Here is a 19,042-nt window from a genome sequence, read left to right as displayed (position 1 = left end):
CCCGTCACACCGCACCTCCCGACGGCCAACCGTCGTCGGCCTCGTCGATCGTAGCCGCCCCCTCGATGCCAACGCCCGGATCGTGGCGGGCGAGCGCGTTCTCGACCGAGCTGCGCACGAGCGGCGCGAGCACCGCGCCGGCGCGTCCGATGCCGATCCGCTCGAGGATGCCGGTGGCCTGGTCGACGATCGCGGTCGAGAACGACACCGCGGTGTCGATGGCCTCGGCGTACGCCGGCCGGTCGCTGTCGGCGACCACGATCGGCTCGCCCCCCATCTCGACGACGAGCGCCTGCGCGATCGGGAGCACCGGGGCGGGCGCGGTGACCGCGAACCACGTGCCCGCGAGCCGGCCGAGGTCGATGCTCGTGCCCGTGAACGACATGGCGGGGTGGATGGCGAGCGGGATCGCACCGGCGCGGAACGCGGGTTCGAGCACGCCGACGCCGTATCGGGCGGCCGTGTGCACGACGAGCTGACCGGGCCGCCAGGCGTTCGCGGCCGCGAGTCCCTCGACGAGCGACGGCAGCTCGTCGGCCGGCACCGCGAGGAGCACGAGCTCGCTGCGCTCGACGATCTCGGGGATCGTCAGCACGGGCACCTCGGGCAGCATGGCGGCCGCGCGCTCGCGGCTCGCGTCGGACACGGCCGCGATGCCCGTGAGCGCGTGGCCGGCTCCGCCGAGGGCCGAGGCGAGCACCGCGCCCACCCGACCTGCGCCCACCGTGCCGACGCCGAGCCGCCCGGCCCGCTGGTCAGCGCGCATCGGGTTCGACTCCCCAGTGGTCGCTGCGGTCCCGGATGGCGTTCGCGACCGCTTCGGCGGCGATGACCTCGAACGCGGCATCCGCATCGGCCCGATCGAGCGCGGCGACCTGCGGCGTGATCGGCCCGGCGACGGTGTGCAGGCGCAACGAGGCGAGCCGGAGCCCCCGGCGCACCGGGCCGCGGGCGATCGCGACGGACTGCATGCGCGCGAGCGGGACGAGCACGAGGCTCCGCACGAGCCAGCCGCGGCGGAGCAGCACGACGCCGCCCGCGACGGCGAGGCCGATGCGGCGCCACGACGTCGGACGGATCCAGGCCGCGCGTCTCGGTGCCGTCGTGAAGCCGTGCGCGTCGCCTCGACCCACGAGCCCGGCGTCGATGACTCCGGCGAGGTCGTGCGCGGCGTCGGGTGCGAGGAGTCCGATCACGCGACGGACGTCGTCGCCGGTGCCGACGGGCAGCACGAGCGTGCGCTGGTTGGGGTCCCCGCTGCCGATGACCGGCTGACCGGCGACGTTGACGCGCACCGTCCACCAGCCGAACGGCCGCCACAGCAGCCACTGCGACACCTCGACGGCGTGCACGCGGCCGGGCGGAATGGTCTGGTTCGACGTCGAGAGCAGGCCCGAGCCGATGCGCACCCCGTCGGGCGTGCCCGCGATCGAGTAGCGAAGCGACTTCGTGATGCGCGTCCAGACGTAGCTGACGAGGCCGATCAGCGCCGGCACGAAGGAGAACAGCAGCCAGGGCGCGCCCGTCGCGAAGCCGACGACGATGATGGCGACGAAGACCACGAACCAGACCATGGTGCCGCCGAGGAGCGTGGAGGCGATCACGCGCGGCAGCGGGATGCGCACGACCGACTCGGGCGGCGCGAGCGACGGGTCGAGCTCGGGTGCGAGGAACTCGTCGACCCGGCGGTTCACGAGGCCGCCCGCGCGCGCGGCGAGCGAGGGGGCGAGGACCTCGCCCGGCGCCGCGGGGCCGCCGTCCGTGGCGACGTCGGCCGCGGCATCCGGAAGCACCGGCGCGGTGGCGGCCCGACGTGCGCCCGACGCCAGGCGCAGCAGGTCGGCCCGCAGGCGATCGGCCTGCGCCGATCCGAGGTACGAGAGGTCGACGTTGCCCGACTGGCCCGCGACCGACACGTCGAGCTTCGCCGCCCCGAACAGGCGGGCGAACAGGGACCTCGTGACGTTGATGCCCTGGATCCGGTCGAGGCGCGCGCTCCGATGCGAGCGGAACAGGATGCCGCTGCGCACCTCGAGCGCCTCGGGCGTGACGCGGAAGCTGTGCATGCGCCACGCGAACCAGAAGCCGAGGATCACCAGCACGATCAGGACCACGAAGCCGGCGAGCACCCAGCCGACGAGCCCGTTGACCACGATGCCGGTGATCGGGTCCTCGGCCCACTCGCCCTCCCACTCGGAGGGTGCGAAGTCGCGATCGAGTTCGCCGGGTGCGAAGAGCACGAGGAACACCTCGACGAGGCGCTCGCGGAGATTCGCGAGGATGAACCCGAGCACCGCCAGGAAGACGAGGCCGCCGCGCAGCAGTGGACTCGCGGGATGCAGCCGGTGCCACTCGCCGTCCGCGAGGTCGCGAGTGGCGGGAAGCGGCTGCACCGTGCTCACAGACCCGCCCGTCGCGTCTCGGCGAGGGCGACGAGGTGGTCGCGCAGGCGCTCCGCGTCTTCGAGGGGCAGGCCGGGGAGGGTGACCGCGGTGGCGGCTGCGGCCGTCACGAACTTCAGGTCGGCGAGCCCGAGCGCGCGCGATACCGGGCCCCGGGTGATGTCGACGAGCTGCATGCGGCCGTAGGGCACGGCGACCTGCCGCTGGAACATGATGCCGCGACGGAACACGAGGTCGTCGGCGCGCAGCAGGTAGCGGATTGAGCGCACGCGTCGCGGCTCGAGCGCGATGCCCACGAGCGCGAGCACGCCGACGGCGACCGCGATCCACACGAGGAACGGCAGGTCGAGCCAGGTGCTCGCGATGAGCAGCGCGGCGACCGCGATGCCCCCGCCGATGACCGAGCCCACCACCTCGACCACGACGTGCTTCGGCGAGACGCCACGCCAGTCGGGCTCGACGCTCGGCAGCGGCGCAGGCGTCCCGGCGGGCTCGGGCGCGGCGACCTGCTCGGGGTCGGGTTCAGGCATTCGCCGGTTCCTCCTCGTCATCGGGTTCGTCAGGCGGAAGCGTGCAGAAGTGCTCGGCGACGAGTCCGCCGGCGAGCAGCAGCGCGGCGCCGATCGCGGTCGCGACGCCCATCCAGATCGTCGCCGCGGGCGGGAGCACGCTGCGCGTGAGCAGGAAGACGGTGATGCCGAGGCCGATGCCGAGTACCAGGGCGCCCGTGACGCTGCTCGCCTTGGCGAGCACCGCGACGCGCGCCGCCCGGAACGGGTCGACGCGCCGATCGGAGTCGCCGCGCACCGACTGGCGGATGGGCCAGGCCATCGCGACGACGAGCACGGCCACGCCGACGAGCGTGATCGCGAGCGAGACGGGCGGCACGATCGCCGACGCGCCCCCGCTGACGAGTGCCAGCTCTGCCAGGTAGCCGAAGGCGAGGCCGCCGACCGTGAAGGCGACGAGGGTCGACGGATGCGTGCGGTTCATCGTCGCACCACCTCGTCGGATGCCGCCGCTCGCAGGTCGGCGATGCGCCCGCGCCCGGCGATCTCGGCGTCGGGCTCGACGTCGAGCCACGGCTGCAGCACGAACGCGCGTTCCCACGCCCGCGGATGGGGCAGCACGAGCCGGTCGTCGTGGAGTTCGACACCGTCGACGTCGATCAGGTCGAGGTCGAGGGTGCGATCGCCCCATCGTGTCTCGCGCGTGCGACCGTGCGCGACCTCGATGCGCTGCAGCACGTCGAGCAGCACGTGCGGGTCGAGCTCAGTCTCGACGACGACCACGCCGTTGAGGTACCGCGGGGCCGTCTCGTCGACGCCGTCGAGCTTCACCGCGGCCGTCTCGTACACGGGCGACACCGCGACGAGGCGCACGCCGGGCGTGGCGGCGAGCTCGCGCGTGGCCGCGGCGACGGTGCCTTCGCGGTCGCCGAGGTTGGTGCCGAAGGCGACGACCGCGCGGCTCACGAGCGGCTCCGCACGACCGTCACGGCCACGTCGTCGAACGGCACCTCGATGGGCGCCTGCGGCTTGTGCACCGTGACGGTCGCCTCCTCGACCCCGGCGAAGCCGAGCGCGACGCCGGCGACGCGTTCGGCCACGGTCTCGATGAGGTCGACGGGGTCGCGCTCGACCGCGCGCGCGACGGCGACCGCGAGCTCGCCGTAGTGCACGGTGCGAGCGAGGTCGTCACCGGATGCCGCGGCGGCGAGGTCGACGGCGACCGTCACGTCGATCACGAACTCCTGCCCCTGCTCGCGCTCGAACTCGAAGACGCCGTGGTGGGCGCGGACCCGGATCCCGGTCACGGAGATCCGATCAGGACTGCTGGCCACGTCGTCCACTCTGCCATGCGCCGGCGACGTCGAGCGCGATCCGCGTCGAGGCGACGTCGTGCACGCGGACGCCCCAGACGCCGGCCTGCGCGGCGAGCGCGCTCACCACCGCGGTCGGAAGGTCGCGCTGCTCGACGGGAGCGCCGTCGCGCAGCAGCGCACCGAGGAACCGCTTGCGGGAGGCACCGACGAGGATCGGGTAGCCGAGCGCGGCGAGCACGTCGAGGTCGGCCAGGAGCGCCCAGTTCTGCGCCCCGCGCTTGGAGAAGCCGAGGCCGGGGTCGAGGATCAGGCGATCCGCGGCGACGCCGGCGTCGAGCAGTGCCTCGACGCGGCGCGCCAGTTCGTCGCGGACCTCGAGGGCGACGTCGGCGTACTCCGAGAGCTCGTCCATCCGGTCGGAGTGGCCGCGCCAGTGCATGGCGACGTAGGTCGCGCCCGTCTCGGCGGCGATCGGGGCCATCGCCTCGTCGGCGAGCCCGGCGGAGACGTCGTTGATGATCTCGGCGCCGGCCTCGACGGCAGCCTCGGCGGTCGAGGCCCGCATCGTGTCGACGCTGACACGCAGGCCGCGGCCGGCGAGCTCGCGGATCACAGGCACGACCCGTCGCAGCTCCTCGTCGGGGTCGACGCGCGCCGCGCCGGGGCGGGTGGACTCGCCGCCCACGTCGAGTACGTCGGCGCCCTCGGCCGCGAGTTCGAGCCCGTGCGCCACGGCGGCGTCGGCGTCGAACCAGCGCCCGCCGTCGCTGAACGAGTCGGGTGTGACGTTCACGACGCCCATGATGAGCGGACCAGCGGACCCGCCCCGGGCCGCCCCGGTCGCGCTCGCCGGCTCAGACACCGCGGCCCGACCCGATGAGGGCGATGACCTCGGCACGCGCCGCGGGCTCGGTGAGCGCGCCGCGGCTCGCGACCGTCACCGTGGAGCTGTGCTCCTGGCGTACGCCGCGAGTCGTCACGCAGCTGTGCACGGCGTCGAGCACGACCAGGACCCCGCGCGGCGCGAGCCCGGTCTCGAGCGCGTCGGCGATCTCCTCGGCCAGCCGCTCCTGCAACTGGGGGCGGCTCGCGAGGGTGTCGACCACCGCGGGGATGCGGCCGAGCCCGACGACCTTCGCCCCGGGCAGGTACGCGACGTGCGCGGTGCCGATGAACGGCAGCAGGTGGTGCTCGCAGACCGACCGGAAATGGAGGTCGCGCAGCACGATCGCGTCGCCCGTCGCGGGCTCGCCGTCTTCGGCCGCACCGATCTCGACCGAGTCGGCCAGGTGGACCTGCGGATCGGCACCGATGCCGCCGAAGAACTCCTGGTACGCCTCCGCGACGCGCGCGGGCGTTCGCGCGAGCTCGGGGCGATCGGGGTCCTCGCCGATGGCGAGCAGGAGCTCCCGCACGGCGCGCTCGATGCGCGCGGCGTCGACTCCCGTCATGGCACCCTCCTCATCGCGGCTCACGCCGTGGCGGGACGCGGCTTCGTGCGCGGCGTGCGCGACGCCTTCGCCTCCTCGACGGGCTTGCCCGAGTCGACCCCGCCGTCGACGGCGCCCTGGTCGATCGGCGCCTTCCCGTTCGGGAATTGGATCGGCGGACGGTCGGACACGGGGCGCTTGTCGCTCGAGAGCCACAGCGGGCGCGGCGGCAGCTTGCGCACGTCCTTGAAGATCGCGGCGATCTGGTGCTGGTCGAGCGTCTCGTGCTCGAGCAGCTCGGCAGCGAGCGCGTCGAGGATGTCGCGGTTGTCGTTGAGCACCTGCCACGCCTCGTCGTGCGCCTGCTCGATGAGCGTGCGCACCTCGATGTCGACCCTCTCGGCGATCTCCTCGGAGTAGTCGCGCTGGTGGCCCATGTCGCGGCCGAGGAACACCTCGCCCTGCGACTGGCCGAGCTTGACGGCGCCGACGTTGGCGGACATGCCGTACTCGGTCACCATCTTGCGGGCCGTCGAAGTGGCCTTCTCGATGTCGTTCGAGGCGCCGGTCGACGGGTCGTGGAACACGATCTCCTCGGCGACGCGGCCACCCATCGCGTAGGTGAGCTGGTCGAGCAGCTCGTTGCGGGTGACGGAGTACTTGTCCTCCAGCGGCAGCACCATCGTGTAGCCGAGGGCGCGGCCGCGAGGAAGGATCGTGATCTTGGTGACCGGGTCGGTGTAGTTCATCGCCGCCGCCGCGAGCGCGTGTCCGCCCTCGTGGTAGGCCGTGATGAGCTTCTCCTTGTCCTTCATCACGCGCGAGCGCCGCTGCGGGCCGGCGATGACGCGGTCGACGGCCTCGTCGAGCGCCCGGTTGTCGATGAGCTGCGCGTTCGAGCGCGCCGTGAGCAGAGCGGCCTCGTTGAGCACGTTCGCGAGGTCGGCACCCGTGAAGCCCGGCGTCTTGCGGGCGAGCACCTCGAGGTCGACGCCGTTGGCCAGCGGCTTGCCCTTCGAGTGCACCTCGAGGATCTTCTGGCGGCCCTTGAGGTCGGGCGCGTCGACGCCGATCTGGCGGTCGAAGCGGCCCGGACGCAGCAGCGCGGGATCGAGGATGTCGGGACGGTTCGTGGCCGCGATGAGGATGACGTTCGTCTTGGGGTCGAAGCCGTCCATCTCGACGAGCAGCTGGTTCAGCGTCTGCTCGCGCTCGTCGTGCCCGCCGCCGAGGCCGGCGCCGCGGTGGCGGCCGACCGCGTCGATCTCGTCGACGAAGATGATGGCCGGCGCGTTCTGCTTGGCCTGGTCGAACAGGTCGCGCACGCGGCTCGCGCCGACGCCCACGAACATCTCGACGAAGTCCGAACCCGAGATGGAGTAGAAGGGCACGCCCGCCTCGCCCGCGACGGCACGCGCGAGCAGCGTCTTGCCGGTGCCGGGAGGGCCGTAGAGCAGCACGCCCTTGGGGATCCGCGCGCCGACGGCCTGGAACTTGGCCGGGTCCTTCAGGAAGTCCTTGATCTCGTGGAGCTCCTCGATCGCCTCGTCGGCGCCCGCGACGTCGTCGAAGGTGACCTTCGGGCTCTCCTTCGAGACGAGCTTGGCCTTCGACTTGCCGAACTGCATGACGCGGTTGCCGCCGCCCTGCATGCCCGAGAGCATGATCCAGAAGAAGAGGCCGATGAGCACGAGCGGCAGCAGCACGCCGAGCATCGAGAGGAACCAGTTCGGCTGCGGCACCTCGTCGTCGTAGCCGTCCTCGGGGTTCGCAGCGTTCACCGCGTTGATGACGTCCTCGCCGCGCGGCGTGACGTAGTAGAACTGCACCTGCGTGCCGAGGTCGTCCTCGGCCTCGGTCAGCGTCAGGTCGACGCGGTTCTCGACGTCGACGATCTTGACGGCGGCGACCTTGCCTTCGTCGAGCAGCTCGAGGCCCTTCTGGGTGGAGACCTCACGGAAACCCGACTGGGTGATGAGGCTCGATCCGATCCACACGGCGACGATCGCGAGCACGATATAGAGGATCGGCCCACGTAGGATCTTCTTCAGGTTCATGGTGCTTAGAGGCTACCCTCCCGCCACTGGGCGCCGGCTCCCTGTTCGCTGAAAGCGCCAGCCGGCTACGACAGCGGCTCGCCGAACGGCTTCCCCGGCTCCCGCTTCTGCCACTGCCCGAGGCGGTCGTCCATGTCGATCTCGGCCTGCTGGGCGCTCGGCGTGTATCCGAGCACGACGGGAAGGAACCGGTCGCACGTCAGCCCCTGCAGACGGAGGTCGCTCGTCGCCACCACCGTCGCCGTCCGAGGAGTTCGACGGAGGAGCGCGATCTCGCCGAACCCCTCCCCCGGACCGAGCGCGGCCACGACCCGGCCGTCGCCGACCACGTCGGCCGCGCCGGACTCGATCACGTAGAACCGGTCGCCGACATCGCCCTGGTCGAAGACCGCCGCGCCTGCGGGGAACGTGGCCGGCTCGAGCCCCCGCGCGAGCTGCTCGATGGAGGGCAGCGGCAGCGTCTGCAGCATGGGCACCTGCTGGAGCAGCGCGACATGGAGGTCCAGGTCGCCGACCGAGCGGTCGAGGGCGCGCAGCCGCCACCACGACGCGGCGGCGAGGAGTGGGCAGACGAGTCCGATCGCGACGAGGGCTGCCTGCACGCCGAGCCATTCGACCAACGCCGACGCGACGACCGCGCCGATCCCGACGAACACCGCCACGAGGCTCTCCAGCACGCCGAAGATGCGGGCCAGGACCTCGTCGGGCGCCATTCGTGCGATCAGCGTGAACCCGGCGACGTCGACGAGGGCGTTGGCGACTCCCACGAACGCGAGGAGGACCAACGCGACGGCCTGCTGGGGGAACACGCCGACGAGGGCGATCGGCAATCCCCACAGGCCGATACCGACGGCGTACCACGCACCCAGCCGTCGCGTGCCCACGAGCAGCGAGACCCCGAGCGAGCCGAGGACCGCGCCCACCCCGACGGCGGTCATCAGCGCGCCGACCCCCGGCTCACCCGTGCGCAGCAGCTCGATCGCGACCACGACGGAGAGCACGGTCAGCGCGCCTCGCGTGAGCGCCTGCGCGGCCGCGAGTCCGAGGATCAGCACGAGGTCGCGATTCGCGGTGGCCGCGCGCAGGCCCTCGGCGGCCTCCTTGGCCAGGTTGGGGCGGCTCGGCGCGGGCGGGCGAGGAGGCGCCTCGTACCTCAGCCGGACGAGCAGGGCGGCTGCCGCGAACGATGCGGCGGCCGCAACGGCGAACACGACGTCGACGCCGGCGAACTGGAGCAGCACCGCCGCGAGCAGCGGGCCCACGAGGGTGGCGGCGGAGTCCAGCAGCCCGCGGACCATGTTCGCGCTGGCGAGCTCGTACCCGGTGCGGCACAGCGAGGGCAGCAGGGCCGAGTGCGCCGGGCGGTAGAGGGTGGCCGCGATCGTCGAGACGACGGCGAGCGCGTAGATGACCGCCGGCGGCCCCGCCATCGTGACGACGACCGCGGCGGCCGCCGTCGCCGCGCCGCGCACGACCGACACCAGGATGAGCACCCGCTCGCGCCGTCCCCGGTCGGCGATCGGGGAGAGCAGGGGAGCGAAGATCGCGGACGGCACCATGCGCAGCAGTCCGACGAGGCCGACGGCCAGCGCACCTCCGTCGCGATAGGCGACGATCCCGAGTGCCACGGTGAACGCCCACTCGGCGGTCCACGCACCGAGGAAGCTGAGCTGGGCGCGGCGCAGGTCGGAGTTGCGCCAGTTGCTCGCGAAGGCCGCGCCGGCCCCGCGCAATCTCCCCCGACGGCCCCCGTCGCCCATGGGGACGACTCTAGGGCCTGATCGGGTCGGGATTCGAGAGGCGGCGGTCGGCTCTCGCCCGGCGCGCCTCAGCTGTAGACGTGCGGCGCGAGGATCGCGACATCCTGCAGGTTGCGGTACCGCTCGGCGTAGTCGAGCCCGTAGCCGACGACGAACTGGTTCGGGATGTCGAACCCGAGGTATCGCACCTCGACCTCGACCTTCGCCGCCTCTGGCTTGCGCAGCAGGGCGCAGATCTCGACCGAGGCGGCACCGCGCGACTCGAGGTTGCCGCGCAGCCAGCTCAGCGTGAGGCCCGAGTCGATGATGTCCTCGACGATGAGCACGTGCCGGCCGGTGAGGTCGGTGTCGAGGTCCTTGAGGATGCGGACGACGCCCGAGGACTGCGTGCCCATGCCGTACGACGAGACCGCCATCCAGTCCATCGTGAGGTGCGACCGCAGTTCGCGCGCGAGGTCGGCCATGACCATGACGGCGCCCTTGAGCACGCCGACGAGCAGGATGTCGCGACCCTCGTAGTCGGACTCGATGCGCCGGGCCAGCTCGGCGAGCTTGTCGCGGATCTGCTGCTCCGTCACGAGCACCTCGGTGAGGTCGGCCTCGATCTCGCGCGAATCCATCCCGGGCTCCTCCTGCTGGTCGTGGGCGAAACGGATGGCACGAGCCTAGTCCGCGGGTCGCTCGGCCCCAGCGCCCGCCGTGAACTCGATGCGCATGCCGACGCGAGCGGCGCGACATCCGGGCAGGTCGATCGGCCCCTGTCCGTGCCAGTCGGTGACGAGCCGGGCGACCTCGAGCGTCTGCCGCCGCGTGAGGGCGACGCCGAACTCGCTCGCGACGACGTGGCGGATGATCCGCTGCCGCAACGCCGCCGGGTTGGCGGCGAGCGCGCCGACCGACACGGCGATGCCGGCCTCGGCGGGTTCGCAGATCTCCTCGATGAACTCGTCGATCTGCTCGGCGAACGCCTGCTCGTCCTCCCGCAGCTGCTCGGCGGTGCGGGCGAGCGCCTCGGCGACGCCGGGTCCGAGCTCGTCCTCGAGCACGGGCAGCACGCGCCCGCGCACGCGCACGCGCGCGTACGCGGGATCGAGGTTGTGCGGGTCGTCCCAGGGGACGAGGCCGGCGTCGAGGCAGGCCTGCCGCGTGGTCGCCCGGCGGACGCCGAGCAGCGGGCGCGCATACCGGCCCGATCGCGGCGCCATCCCGGCGAGGCTCGCCGTGCCCGAGCCGCGCGCGAGGCCGAGCAGCACGGTCTCGGCCTGGTCGTCGAGCGTGTGGCCGAGCAGCACGAGCTCGGCCCCGGTGTCGCGCGCCGCGGCGTCCAGGGCCGCGTACCGGGCGGTGCGCGCGGCGCCCTCGGGACCCGCGCCGCCGGGTGCAGCGGCGGCGGCCACCGGTACGACCAGCACCGGGTCCAGGCCGAGTTCCCGGGCGACGGATGCCGCGGCATCCGCCTGCTCGGAGGACCCGGGCTGCAACCCGTGGTCGACCACGACCGCGCCCGCACGCCATCCGGCACGGGGTGCCTCGAATGCCGCGCCCGCGGCGAGGGCGAGCGAGTCGGCGCCGCCCGACAGTGCCACGAGCGCGAGCGGCGCATCGTCTCGCTGCACCAGCACCCCGCGCACCGCACGTCGCACGTCGGCGATCGGCGGCGTCAAGCGGGGACGGCGCTCGGAGGGCATCACGTAACCTTATTCCGGCCATCCGGGCGCGAGCGCGCCATCCGGAAACGAGGAGAACAGCATGGGCGAGTACGCCGCCGTCATCGAGATCCCCAAGGGGAGCCGCAACAAGTACGAGGTCGACCACGAGACCGGCCGGGTCTTCCTCGACCGCGTGCTCTACACGAACTTCGTCTACCCGACCGACTACGGCTTCTTCGAGAACACGCTCGGCGACGACGGCGACCCGCTCGACGTGCTCGTGCTCACCCAGTACCCGCTGTTCCCGGGCGTGGGCGTGAAGGTGCGCCCCGTCGGCGTGTTCCACATGACCGACGACGGCGGCGGTGACGCGAAGGTCATCGCGGTGCCCGCCGGCGACCCGCGCTGGGACTCGATCCAGGACGTGGACTCGATCCCCGAGTACACGCGCAAGGAGATCGAGCACTTCTTCGAGCACTACAAGGACCTCGAGCCCGGCAAGTGGGTCAAGACCGAGGGCTGGGCGAACGCGGCCGAGGCCGAGGCACTCATCCAGAAGGCGATCGAGGCGTTCCCGGGCCACGGGCACTGAGCTGCGGGCGGATGTCGCGACATCCGCTGCACGCACCGAGGGGGCGAGCCGAACGGCTCGCCCCCTCGTCGTCTCACCGGGCCGACGACCGGCCGGTCCGGTTCAGCCGAGGTACACGCCGCGCGCGGCCATGAACGGCACGGGGTTGATGCGGCTCCACCCGTCGTAGACCTCGAAGTGGAGGTGGCAGCCGGTGGACGCACCGGTGGTGCCGCTCGAGGCGATGACCTGGCCCGAGCCCACCCACTGGCCGTACCCGACGAAGAGGCCGCCTTGGCGGATGTGCGCGTAGCCGGTCGAGATGCCGCCGCCGTGGCTGATCTTGACGAAGTTGCCGTAGCTGCCCGACCAGCCGGCGTAGGTGACCGTGCCCGAGTAGGCCGCGTAGATGGGGGCCGAGCAGCCGGTCGCGATGTCGGTGGCGTAGTGGAACGGGTTGGAGCAGTAGCCGCCGCCGCAGATCACCTGGCGCGGGCCGTAGTTGCCCGAGATCCAGCCGTAGGCCGGCTTCGACCAACCCGATGAGGATGGCGCGGCGCCACCGCCTCCGCCGCCTCCTCCGCCGCCACCGCCTGCGGCAGCTGCGGCCGCCTCGCGTCGGCGTCGCTCCTCCTCGGCCTTGCGACGGCGCTCCTCCTCGGCCTTCCGGATGCGCTCGCCCTCCTGGTAGGCGGCCGTCGTCTTCGCCTCGGTGTCGCGGAGGAACTTCAGCTGCTGGTCGAGCTCGATCTTCTTCGTCTCGGACTCGGCGAGCGCGGCCTCGGCGGCGGCCTGCGCGGCCTGCGCGGCGGCGAGCGCCTCCTCGGCGGCGATGCGGAGCTTCTCGCGCTCGGCGCGCGCGACCTCGGCCTGGTCGGCGAGCGACTGGGCGGTGTTGCCGGATTCCCTGGCCTGCGCGTAGATGTCGGCGGTGCGCTCGACGAGCTTCTCCATCGAGCCGAGCTTGGCGAGCAGTTCGTCGGTGCGCGTCGACTCGCCCGCGTCGAGCATGAGGTTCACCCCGAGGTCGGAGCCCCCGGTGCGGTACAGCTGCGCCGCGAGCTGGCCGGCGTTGCGCTCCGCGTCGGCGGCCTCGGCTGCGGCGGCGTCGGCCTGAGCCTGGATCTCGTCCGCCCGGCGGACCGCGTCGTCGTACTCCTGCTGCGCGATCAGCAGCTCCTCGGTGCGTCGCTCGGCCTCGGCGCGCGCGATCGCCACGTTCTCCTCGAGCTGTGCGATGAGCGAGATGATCTGGTCGACGGCCTTCTTCGCGGCGGCGGTGTTCGCCTTGGCCTTCTGCACCTCGTCCCACGTGGGGTAGTCGGCCGCGAAAGCCGGCTCGAGCACCGGATCGGCGACGATGCCGCCCGTCGCCGCGATCGCGAGCGCGAGCACGGCGGCGAAGGCGCGCAGGCGCGAGCCCACCCGTCCGATCCCTCGGCGCTCCGCGGTTCGCGACATGATTCCCCATCCGCGCGGGCCGGATCGGCACCGCGCTCGTGCGTCTCGTGCGGGCAGTGGCCCTGCCACGCTAGGTTCGCCGCGGGCCGGATCCGGGCATTTCGCCCCGCGTGGCGCGTCTGCGCGGCGCCGTTTTGGAATCTCGCGCGCGACCGCGTATGCTCTCTACTCGGCGGTCGAGCCCCCGGGCACGACCACTCCGGATCACTCCGGCCCCATCGTTTAGCGGCCTAGGACACCGCCCTTTCACGGCGGCAGCACGGGTTCGAATCCCGTTGGGGTCACTCGGTGGGTCGGTTACAATTGAACAGCTTCTTTACGAGGCCCTGTGGCGCAGTTGGTTAGCGTGCCGCCCTGTCACGGCGGAGGTCGCGGGTTCAAGTCCCGTCAGGGTCGCTCAGGCGACAAGCCCTTCTCTTTCGAGCGAGGGCTTTCTCCTTATCGAGGCACTCGTTCCGATTCGTCGGGCGGATGTCGCGAGGCTCTGTAGCTCAGTTGGTAGAGCGTTCGACTGAAAATCGAAAGGTCACCGGATCGATGCCGGTCGGAGCCACGATGAAAACCCCCGGTTCGCCGGGGGTTTTCGTCGTCAAGGCGCGTCGAAGAGTGTATGCCTACGTATTGTTTGCCCACGATTGCCCCCACCTCATCATCACGTCCACGCCGCCGATGAATGCGGTCGATTGTCCCGCCGGCGGGCGCGAAGGAGAACGAGGCGAGCAGCACCTCCACCCAACGCGTCGGCGCCGTCTCGCGTGACGACATCGTCCGGATGTGAGTAACGTTCGGCGCACCACGGGTTTCCGAGGGCACTCGTCGTCCTCGGCAGACGGCTGTGCGCCATAGGGGCCCGGCGGCGGGGCCGGCAGCCTTTCGGCTCCCGGCCCCGCCGCCGTCAGTACTGGCGGGTCAGGCTCCGGGCTGCACTTTGTACACCGTGCTGGCGTCCTGGAAGAGGACGCCGTTGCCCGGCTTCTCGACACGGATGTCCAGGTAGACGGCCTCGGTCGTGTCAGGTGCCGCGAACGTGATCGGCAGCTTGACGTGCTCACCGAGCGCGATGGTGGGCGTGAGGGTGCCCCCGTCGACTACCGGCCCTGTCGGGCTTCCCTGACGCAGGCCCCAGGTGACGTTCACACGCTCGCCGGCGAACGTGTCGTTGAACACTGTGAGCGTCCGGGTGTTCATTCCGGCGCTGATCGTCGACGGAGCGATCGGCCATCGACCGGCCCCGTCGGACAACTTGTTCTCGTTCCAGAAGGCGGTGTCGACGGCTGCGACCGGGTTGAACGCCTTCTGAAGGAGTTGGATCTGCGGGTTGCTCCACGGGTCGGGCAGGTTGTCCTCGCCGAACAGCGGCAGCGGACCGTTGGGGTATCCGGCCTCGATGGAGCCGAAGTCAGTGCGCTCGACACCGGGGATCACCGAGGACCACGCGTTGAGCAGCGTGTATGGACGGGTGTCTTCGGCGCCCTTCTCCCGCATCCGCAGGCCAGCCGTTGCGAACCAGGTGAAGCCGCGCGGGGTGTGGTCGACGTTCCAGATGAACTCGCCCTGCCCGTTGGGCTTGCCCGGTATGTCGCAGACATTCTCGGTGTACTGGCCGACGGCGAACTGACCCTGATCGCCCTGGTAGTGACAGAACACGGTGTAGTTGTCGTGCGGCAAGTCCTCGGAGTCCCCGTCGGTGCTGATCGGCCGCGTGGTGTCCAGCGCCATGACGGTCTGGTAGAGCAGCTCGTCGAACTCGGGGCCGGCGCCGGGGTTGGCGTTGATCACCCCGATGCGGTCGAAGATGTCCATCTCCGGCTCGTTCGCCTGGCTCCACCGGATGACCGAAGCGTGGTTGCGGTCGCGCAGCACGAGGTCGGCGAGGTGCTCGACCATGTTGTCGCGGCCGCCGCCGGCCTCGAAGTTCTCCCGGTCGTTCGAGCCGCGGATCGCGGTCTCGTCCTGGATCATCAGGCCGAGCTCGTCGGCGACGTCGAGCATGTAGGGCGTGGCGGGGATCTGATGGATGCGGACGCTGTTGTAGTTCAGGCGCTGGTAGTTGCGCACCGCCTGCGGCCAGCCACCGTTGTCCGTTGACGGCTCCAGGAATCCGGGCAGGCTGTCGAAGGCGTCGCTGACGCCATGGAAGTCGATGTTGTCGTAGTTCGCGCCCTGGATGCTGTCACCGCGGAAGTTCACCTTCACGCCGTTGAGCTCGAAGTGGTCACCGACCTGCTCGATCTGCCGGAAACCGAATCGTGCGCCGTACTCGGAGCTCGACTTCGGGCCGCCGTTGCCACCGCCTTCTGCGCGGGAGGTGATCATCACGTCCAACTCGTGGAGCTGAGCGGTGTAGTCCTCCGTGAACGGGACGTTCGGCGACCAGTACGAGCCCTCGTCGGCACGCCACTGCAGAGGTCCCACGGTGACCGTCGCCGTGGAGTTCGCCGGCACAACGGCCTGCTGGGTCGGAATCGCCGGGTACTTCCAGCCCGCGCCATTCCAAGAGCTCAATGCGCCCTTGAGATCGACCTTCTGGGCGCGGCCCGTGCTGTTGGTGATCTGAACGTCGTAGCTGAGCGACTTGTCAGTCACGGATGGGCGAACAAACGTGTCAGCGACGTAGACGGCAGGGAAGACCTCCAGACTTGCTGAGCGGAAGATGCCCTGGGCGACGTCATTCGACCACGATGCGCCCTCGGGGACGTTGTACCGGAGGTCTGTGCCGACCAAGGCCTTGCGGCCTTCGACGGTGACTTCGATCCGGTGGGTGCCTCCGGGCGTGACAACGTCGCTCAGGTCGAACGCGGAGTCGGTGTAGGAGGTGGTCTGCGTGCCGACGGTGTGACCGTCGACGGTGACCGTGGCCCGATGGTTGATCGCGCCGAAGTGAAGTCTGGTGACTTGGTCGTCCGCGAACTTCGGGACGGTGATGGTCTTCGCGTAGGTCGCGCGCGAAAGGTCGGTCCACCCCTGCTTGAGCCACCCGCCGCCTGGAACCTGAATGGTGGTCCGACCGCCGGCCGCGGACGAGTCGACGCACGACACGAACGGCCCCGTGGTTGTCCCGAATCGGCCGCCTCCGGTACAGATGGTGTTGGTCAGCGGCGTGAAGTCCCACGTACCGGCGAGGTTGACTTGCGCAGCCGGCGTGGCGCCGGAAACGCCGTCCAGGTAGTCCGCGTCGAACGTCGGTGCGGCCGGTGACGCCGCCTTCGCCGCCGTGGAGGCGAGAACCGGGGAAGCGAGCCCGGCGACCAGGGCGAGAGCTGCGACGCCCGTGATGTACCGCCGACTGCGTGATGGACCTGAACGTGTGATGCGCTGCTCCGGTGGGTGCGTACGTTGCATTTCTGTTCCTTCCGTGTGGGCGTCCTCGCCCAACCTGCGACTGATCGAATCGATCGAGTCGACGTGCGTGTCACAGCGCGCGGGGGCGTGGCCTCCCGCACGTTGACTTCGGTAGTGCTCTGGAGTCAGACCCGGACTCAGCTGACCAATCGCCTGACTCCCTTGTCGCTTTGATATCACGTGTTACTAACACGTGACATCTGAAGGTACGGTGGGTTAGTATCACGTGTCAATAGACTTCTGACAGACTGATTCCATGAGTGCCGAGATCTCAGGGCGTCAAGCGACGAGCTTCGACGTCGCTCGTGCCGCAGGGGTGTCACGATCGACCGTCAGCCAAGTGCTGAACGGCGACGGCCGGTTCCCCGCGGAGACCCGGGCCAAGGTGATTGCTGCCGCGGAAGGGCTCAACTACCGGCCCTCTCGAGCCGGCCGCGCACTCGTAACCGGTCTGAGCGACATCGTGGTCGTGCTCGTACCCAACGCGACCTTCGGTCCCCACCTGCAGGACTCGATCGACCGCATCACGAACGCGTCAGCAACCGCTGGACTGAGTGTCGTCGTACGATTCGGCCGACCTGACGAGCAAGCGACCCTGATCTCCGTGCTCGACCTTCGGCCGACGGCCGTCGTCGACCTCGGAGTACTCTCGCAGCCTCAGCGGATGCAGCTGGAGGCGGCCGGCATCCGCTCCGTCCCTTCCGCATCACGGCGACCGCACGCGGGCGACGACGCCGACCCGTTCGACATCCTGATCGGTCGCCTCCAGGTCCGTGAGCTCGTACACCGCGGTCCGCGCACCATCGTGTACGCGGCCCTGGCCGACGACCGCCTGGACCCGTTCGGGCCGCCACGCCGCGAAGGGATCCGCCGTGAAGCCGCCAAACTGGGGCTGCGCGAGCCATTGGAGATTCGCGTGCCCCTCGATCTCGACGGCGCAACGTCCGCCTTGGTTGAAGTTCTCAATGAAGCGAACTCGGCGCCGGTCGGCTTGGCTTGCTACAACGACGACGTCGCAATCGCCGTGATCGCAGCCGTCCGACGGCTCGGAAAGAGCATCCCTCAGGACGTCGCAGTCGTGGGCGTTGACCGGACCGATATCGGACAGCTCGTTTCGCCTCGCCTGACTACGATCGCGATCGACATGGCGACTCTGATGGACTACTTCGTCACGGAGCTCAGGACGATCCGTCACGGGAGTGCCGACGAACCGGACGATGGATCGCAGGCACACGACCCGTCCGCGCTCGTCCATCTGATCCGAGGTGAGACGACCTAGAGCCCCGGCGCCGATGGTCGGGTCGGCGGCGATTCGACATCACGCGGTTCGGTGGCAGGTGCTCCCAGCTCACAAGCGGCGGGGGCACTCAGCGGCGTGTTCCGCTCGCCCGCACTTGCCCGCAACTCAACGACACCGTCGCGATCCAGGAGTGATCACACTCGCGTCAAGTTACGCGCCTTCATTAGCGTCCCCGGTCCCGGGCCTTGCGATTCCGCGGCATCCATAGGGACAGAAAATCGAAAGGCACCGGATCGATGCCGGTCGTCAGCCTTTCGGAGCCGGGGCCCAGACACCCGCGGAGCCGAGCACCCGCTCCGGGTCGATGCGGATCACGACGCGGGTCGGATTCACGCGCGGCTGACGGTACCGCTCGGCATAGAGCCGCACCGCGAGCCCGACGGACTCCGGGTCGCGCTCGACGACGGCACGGCCGGCGATGCTCAGCCATTCGGGGCCGGACACTTGTGCGACCGTGGCGCGGTGGTCGCGCTCGACATTGCGCACCTTCTGGCTCGCACCGCTCGTGATGATCCGAACGACACCGTCGACGTAAGTGAAGCCGACCGCGACCACATGCAGGACGCCGCGCGGGCCGATCGTCGACAGCGTCGCGAGGTGTCGCTCGGTGACGAAGCGCCGACCATGCTCGGTGAGGACCGCGGTGGGGCGAAGCGGGGGATCCGGGGCGACGAGCATGGATCCCATGCTACGAGCGCGTCCGAGGGCGGCTGTCCGCAGGCGACGATCGGGCGCCGGCAAGGTCACGCTCCCCCGACGCGTACGGAGCACTTCCGAGCGCACCCCGCGAGGGCGTCGAGCCCTGAGGTGACCTTCGCGACGGCGACCAGGTCCTCCGAAGGAGCCGCGGTGCCATCCGAGAGGAAGACGATCAGCGTCTGATCCGTGGCCGAGTAGGCGACATCGCCGGCGTGGTATCCGCTGATCGGTGTGGGTCGCACGATGTCGAGCGCCGCCGGGAGCTGCGCGACCTGCGCGATACCCATCCGGTCGCTGAACTCGAGGGTGACCGGAAGACGGTCCGCGAGTCCGGTCGCCGTGGGGTGAATCGCCGCGACGGGCTCGGTCGCCGGCTGGTCCGAGATGTTCGAACACCCCGGCGCGCCCATGAGGCCCATGAGCAGGAGTGCGGCGGCGATCGGGGCGAGCATGCGGAGGGTCATGCGGTCAGCCTCGGACCCCGGCCCCGCGTTCGGGAGTCCCGGGTCTGAGGTGTCCTCATGGGGCATCCCAGCTCCGGCACCG

General features: G+C 70.8%; 18 protein-coding genes and 3 tRNA genes. 5 read left to right on the top strand and 16 right to left on the bottom strand.

The window, feature by feature from the left end:
- Nucleotides 1-4 precede the first annotated feature (4 nt).
- From ACFQ58_RS05420 to tilS, 12 genes are all read right to left on the bottom strand, one after another.
- Nucleotides 5-766 carry a Rossmann-like and DUF2520 domain-containing protein gene (locus ACFQ58_RS05420; RefSeq protein ID WP_376950024.1) on the bottom strand — a complete coding sequence of 254 codons (762 nt, stop codon included), beginning with the start codon at nt 764-766 and terminating at the stop codon, nt 5-7.
- Complete coding sequence (locus tag ACFQ58_RS05415; RefSeq protein ID WP_376950023.1) at nt 756-2,402, bottom strand: PH domain-containing protein; 1,647 nt, start codon at nt 2,400-2,402, stop codon at nt 756-758. Before ACFQ58_RS05415 ends, ACFQ58_RS05420 begins: the two co-directional genes overlap by 11 nt.
- Nucleotides 2,399-2,932, bottom strand: coding sequence for a PH domain-containing protein (locus ACFQ58_RS05410; RefSeq protein ID WP_376950022.1), 534 nt, complete (start codon nt 2,930-2,932; stop codon nt 2,399-2,401). Before ACFQ58_RS05410 ends, ACFQ58_RS05415 begins: the two co-directional genes overlap by 4 nt.
- A complete protein-coding gene (locus ACFQ58_RS05405) occupies nt 2,925-3,395 on the bottom strand; it encodes a DUF3180 domain-containing protein (protein ID WP_376950021.1) in 471 nt (156 codons plus the stop codon). The genes ACFQ58_RS05410 and ACFQ58_RS05405 overlap by 8 nt, the downstream gene beginning before the upstream one ends.
- Nucleotides 3,392-3,877 carry a 2-amino-4-hydroxy-6-hydroxymethyldihydropteridine diphosphokinase gene (folK, locus tag ACFQ58_RS05400; protein WP_376950020.1) on the bottom strand — a complete coding sequence of 162 codons (486 nt, stop codon included), beginning with the start codon at nt 3,875-3,877 and terminating at the stop codon, nt 3,392-3,394. The genes ACFQ58_RS05405 and folK overlap by 4 nt, the downstream gene beginning before the upstream one ends.
- Nucleotides 3,874-4,245, bottom strand: coding sequence for a dihydroneopterin aldolase (gene folB / locus ACFQ58_RS05395; protein ID WP_376950019.1), 372 nt, complete (start codon nt 4,243-4,245; stop codon nt 3,874-3,876). The genes folK and folB overlap by 4 nt, the downstream gene beginning before the upstream one ends.
- Nucleotides 4,229-5,029 (bottom strand): dihydropteroate synthase, encoded by an 801-nt coding sequence (gene folP, locus ACFQ58_RS05390; RefSeq protein ID WP_376950339.1) that lies wholly within the window; start codon nt 5,027-5,029, stop codon nt 4,229-4,231. The genes folB and folP overlap by 17 nt, the downstream gene beginning before the upstream one ends.
- A 52-nt stretch (nt 5,030-5,081) precedes the next feature.
- Entirely contained in the window at nt 5,082-5,678 is a 597-nt protein-coding gene (gene folE / locus ACFQ58_RS05385; RefSeq protein ID WP_376950018.1) for a GTP cyclohydrolase I, read from the bottom strand.
- Between the two features lie 20 nt (nt 5,679-5,698).
- On the bottom strand, nt 5,699-7,714 hold the full coding sequence (gene ftsH / locus ACFQ58_RS05380; protein ID WP_376950017.1) for an ATP-dependent zinc metalloprotease FtsH: 2,016 nt from the start codon (nt 7,712-7,714) through the stop codon (nt 5,699-5,701).
- 65 nt (nt 7,715-7,779) lie between these two features.
- Entirely contained in the window at nt 7,780-9,474 is a 1,695-nt protein-coding gene (locus ACFQ58_RS05375; RefSeq protein ID WP_376950016.1) for an MFS transporter, read from the bottom strand.
- A 68-nt stretch (nt 9,475-9,542) separates the two neighbouring features.
- A complete protein-coding gene (gene hpt / locus ACFQ58_RS05370) occupies nt 9,543-10,094 on the bottom strand; it encodes a hypoxanthine phosphoribosyltransferase (RefSeq protein ID WP_376950015.1) in 552 nt (183 codons plus the stop codon).
- Nucleotides 10,095-10,139: 45 nt separating this feature from the next.
- Complete coding sequence (gene tilS / locus ACFQ58_RS05365; RefSeq protein WP_376950014.1) at nt 10,140-11,162, bottom strand: tRNA lysidine(34) synthetase TilS; 1,023 nt, start codon at nt 11,160-11,162, stop codon at nt 10,140-10,142.
- A gap of 61 nt (nt 11,163-11,223) precedes the next feature.
- Between tilS and ppa the strand changes: the two genes are divergently transcribed.
- A complete protein-coding gene (gene ppa, locus ACFQ58_RS05360; RefSeq protein ID WP_376950013.1) occupies nt 11,224-11,715 on the top strand; it encodes an inorganic diphosphatase in 492 nt (163 codons plus the stop codon).
- 102 nt (nt 11,716-11,817) lie between these two features.
- Here ppa and ACFQ58_RS05355 read toward each other — a convergent pair whose 3' ends face one another.
- A complete protein-coding gene (locus tag ACFQ58_RS05355; RefSeq protein ID WP_376950012.1) occupies nt 11,818-13,155 on the bottom strand; it encodes a M23 family metallopeptidase in 1,338 nt (445 codons plus the stop codon).
- Nucleotides 13,156-13,366: 211 nt separating this feature from the next.
- Here ACFQ58_RS05355 and ACFQ58_RS05350 point away from each other — a divergent pair.
- The 3 genes from ACFQ58_RS05350 to ACFQ58_RS05340 all read left to right on the top strand — a co-directional run bounded on the left by ACFQ58_RS05350 (nt 13,367) and on the right by ACFQ58_RS05340 (nt 13,708).
- A tRNA-Glu gene (locus tag ACFQ58_RS05350) sits at nt 13,367-13,439 on the top strand.
- 38 nt (nt 13,440-13,477) lie between these two features.
- Nucleotides 13,478-13,551 (top strand) — tRNA-Asp (locus ACFQ58_RS05345).
- 84 nt (nt 13,552-13,635) lie between these two features.
- A tRNA-Phe gene (locus ACFQ58_RS05340) sits at nt 13,636-13,708 on the top strand.
- A gap of 356 nt (nt 13,709-14,064) precedes the next feature.
- Here the strand turns inward: ACFQ58_RS05340 and ACFQ58_RS05335 are convergent.
- Nucleotides 14,065-16,497, bottom strand: a complete 2,433-nt coding sequence (locus tag ACFQ58_RS05335) for a glycoside hydrolase family 2 TIM barrel-domain containing protein (RefSeq protein ID WP_376950011.1) — start codon at nt 16,495-16,497, stop codon at nt 14,065-14,067.
- A gap of 256 nt (nt 16,498-16,753) precedes the next feature.
- On the opposite strand from ACFQ58_RS05335, the gene ACFQ58_RS05330 reads away from it, so the two are divergent.
- Nucleotides 16,754-17,776 (top strand): LacI family DNA-binding transcriptional regulator, encoded by a 1,023-nt coding sequence (locus ACFQ58_RS05330; RefSeq protein ID WP_376950010.1) that lies wholly within the window; start codon nt 16,754-16,756, stop codon nt 17,774-17,776.
- A gap of 267 nt (nt 17,777-18,043) precedes the next feature.
- Here the strand turns inward: ACFQ58_RS05330 and ACFQ58_RS05325 are convergent, their stop codons facing one another.
- On the bottom strand, nt 18,044-18,475 hold the full coding sequence (locus ACFQ58_RS05325; protein ID WP_376950009.1) for a pyridoxamine 5'-phosphate oxidase family protein: 432 nt from the start codon (nt 18,473-18,475) through the stop codon (nt 18,044-18,046).
- A gap of 65 nt (nt 18,476-18,540) precedes the next feature.
- Nucleotides 18,541-18,960, bottom strand: coding sequence for a cyclophilin-like fold protein (locus ACFQ58_RS05320; RefSeq protein WP_376950008.1), 420 nt, complete (start codon nt 18,958-18,960; stop codon nt 18,541-18,543).
- Between the last annotated feature and the right edge of the window lie 82 nt (nt 18,961-19,042).

It is taken from the genome of Agromyces sp. NPDC056523 (assembly GCF_042794545.1).
Taxonomy (GTDB): Bacteria; Actinomycetota; Actinomycetes; order Actinomycetales; family Microbacteriaceae; genus Agromyces.
Note: the sequence above shows the minus strand (reverse complement) of the source record. Positions and strands in the feature narration are given on the sequence as shown.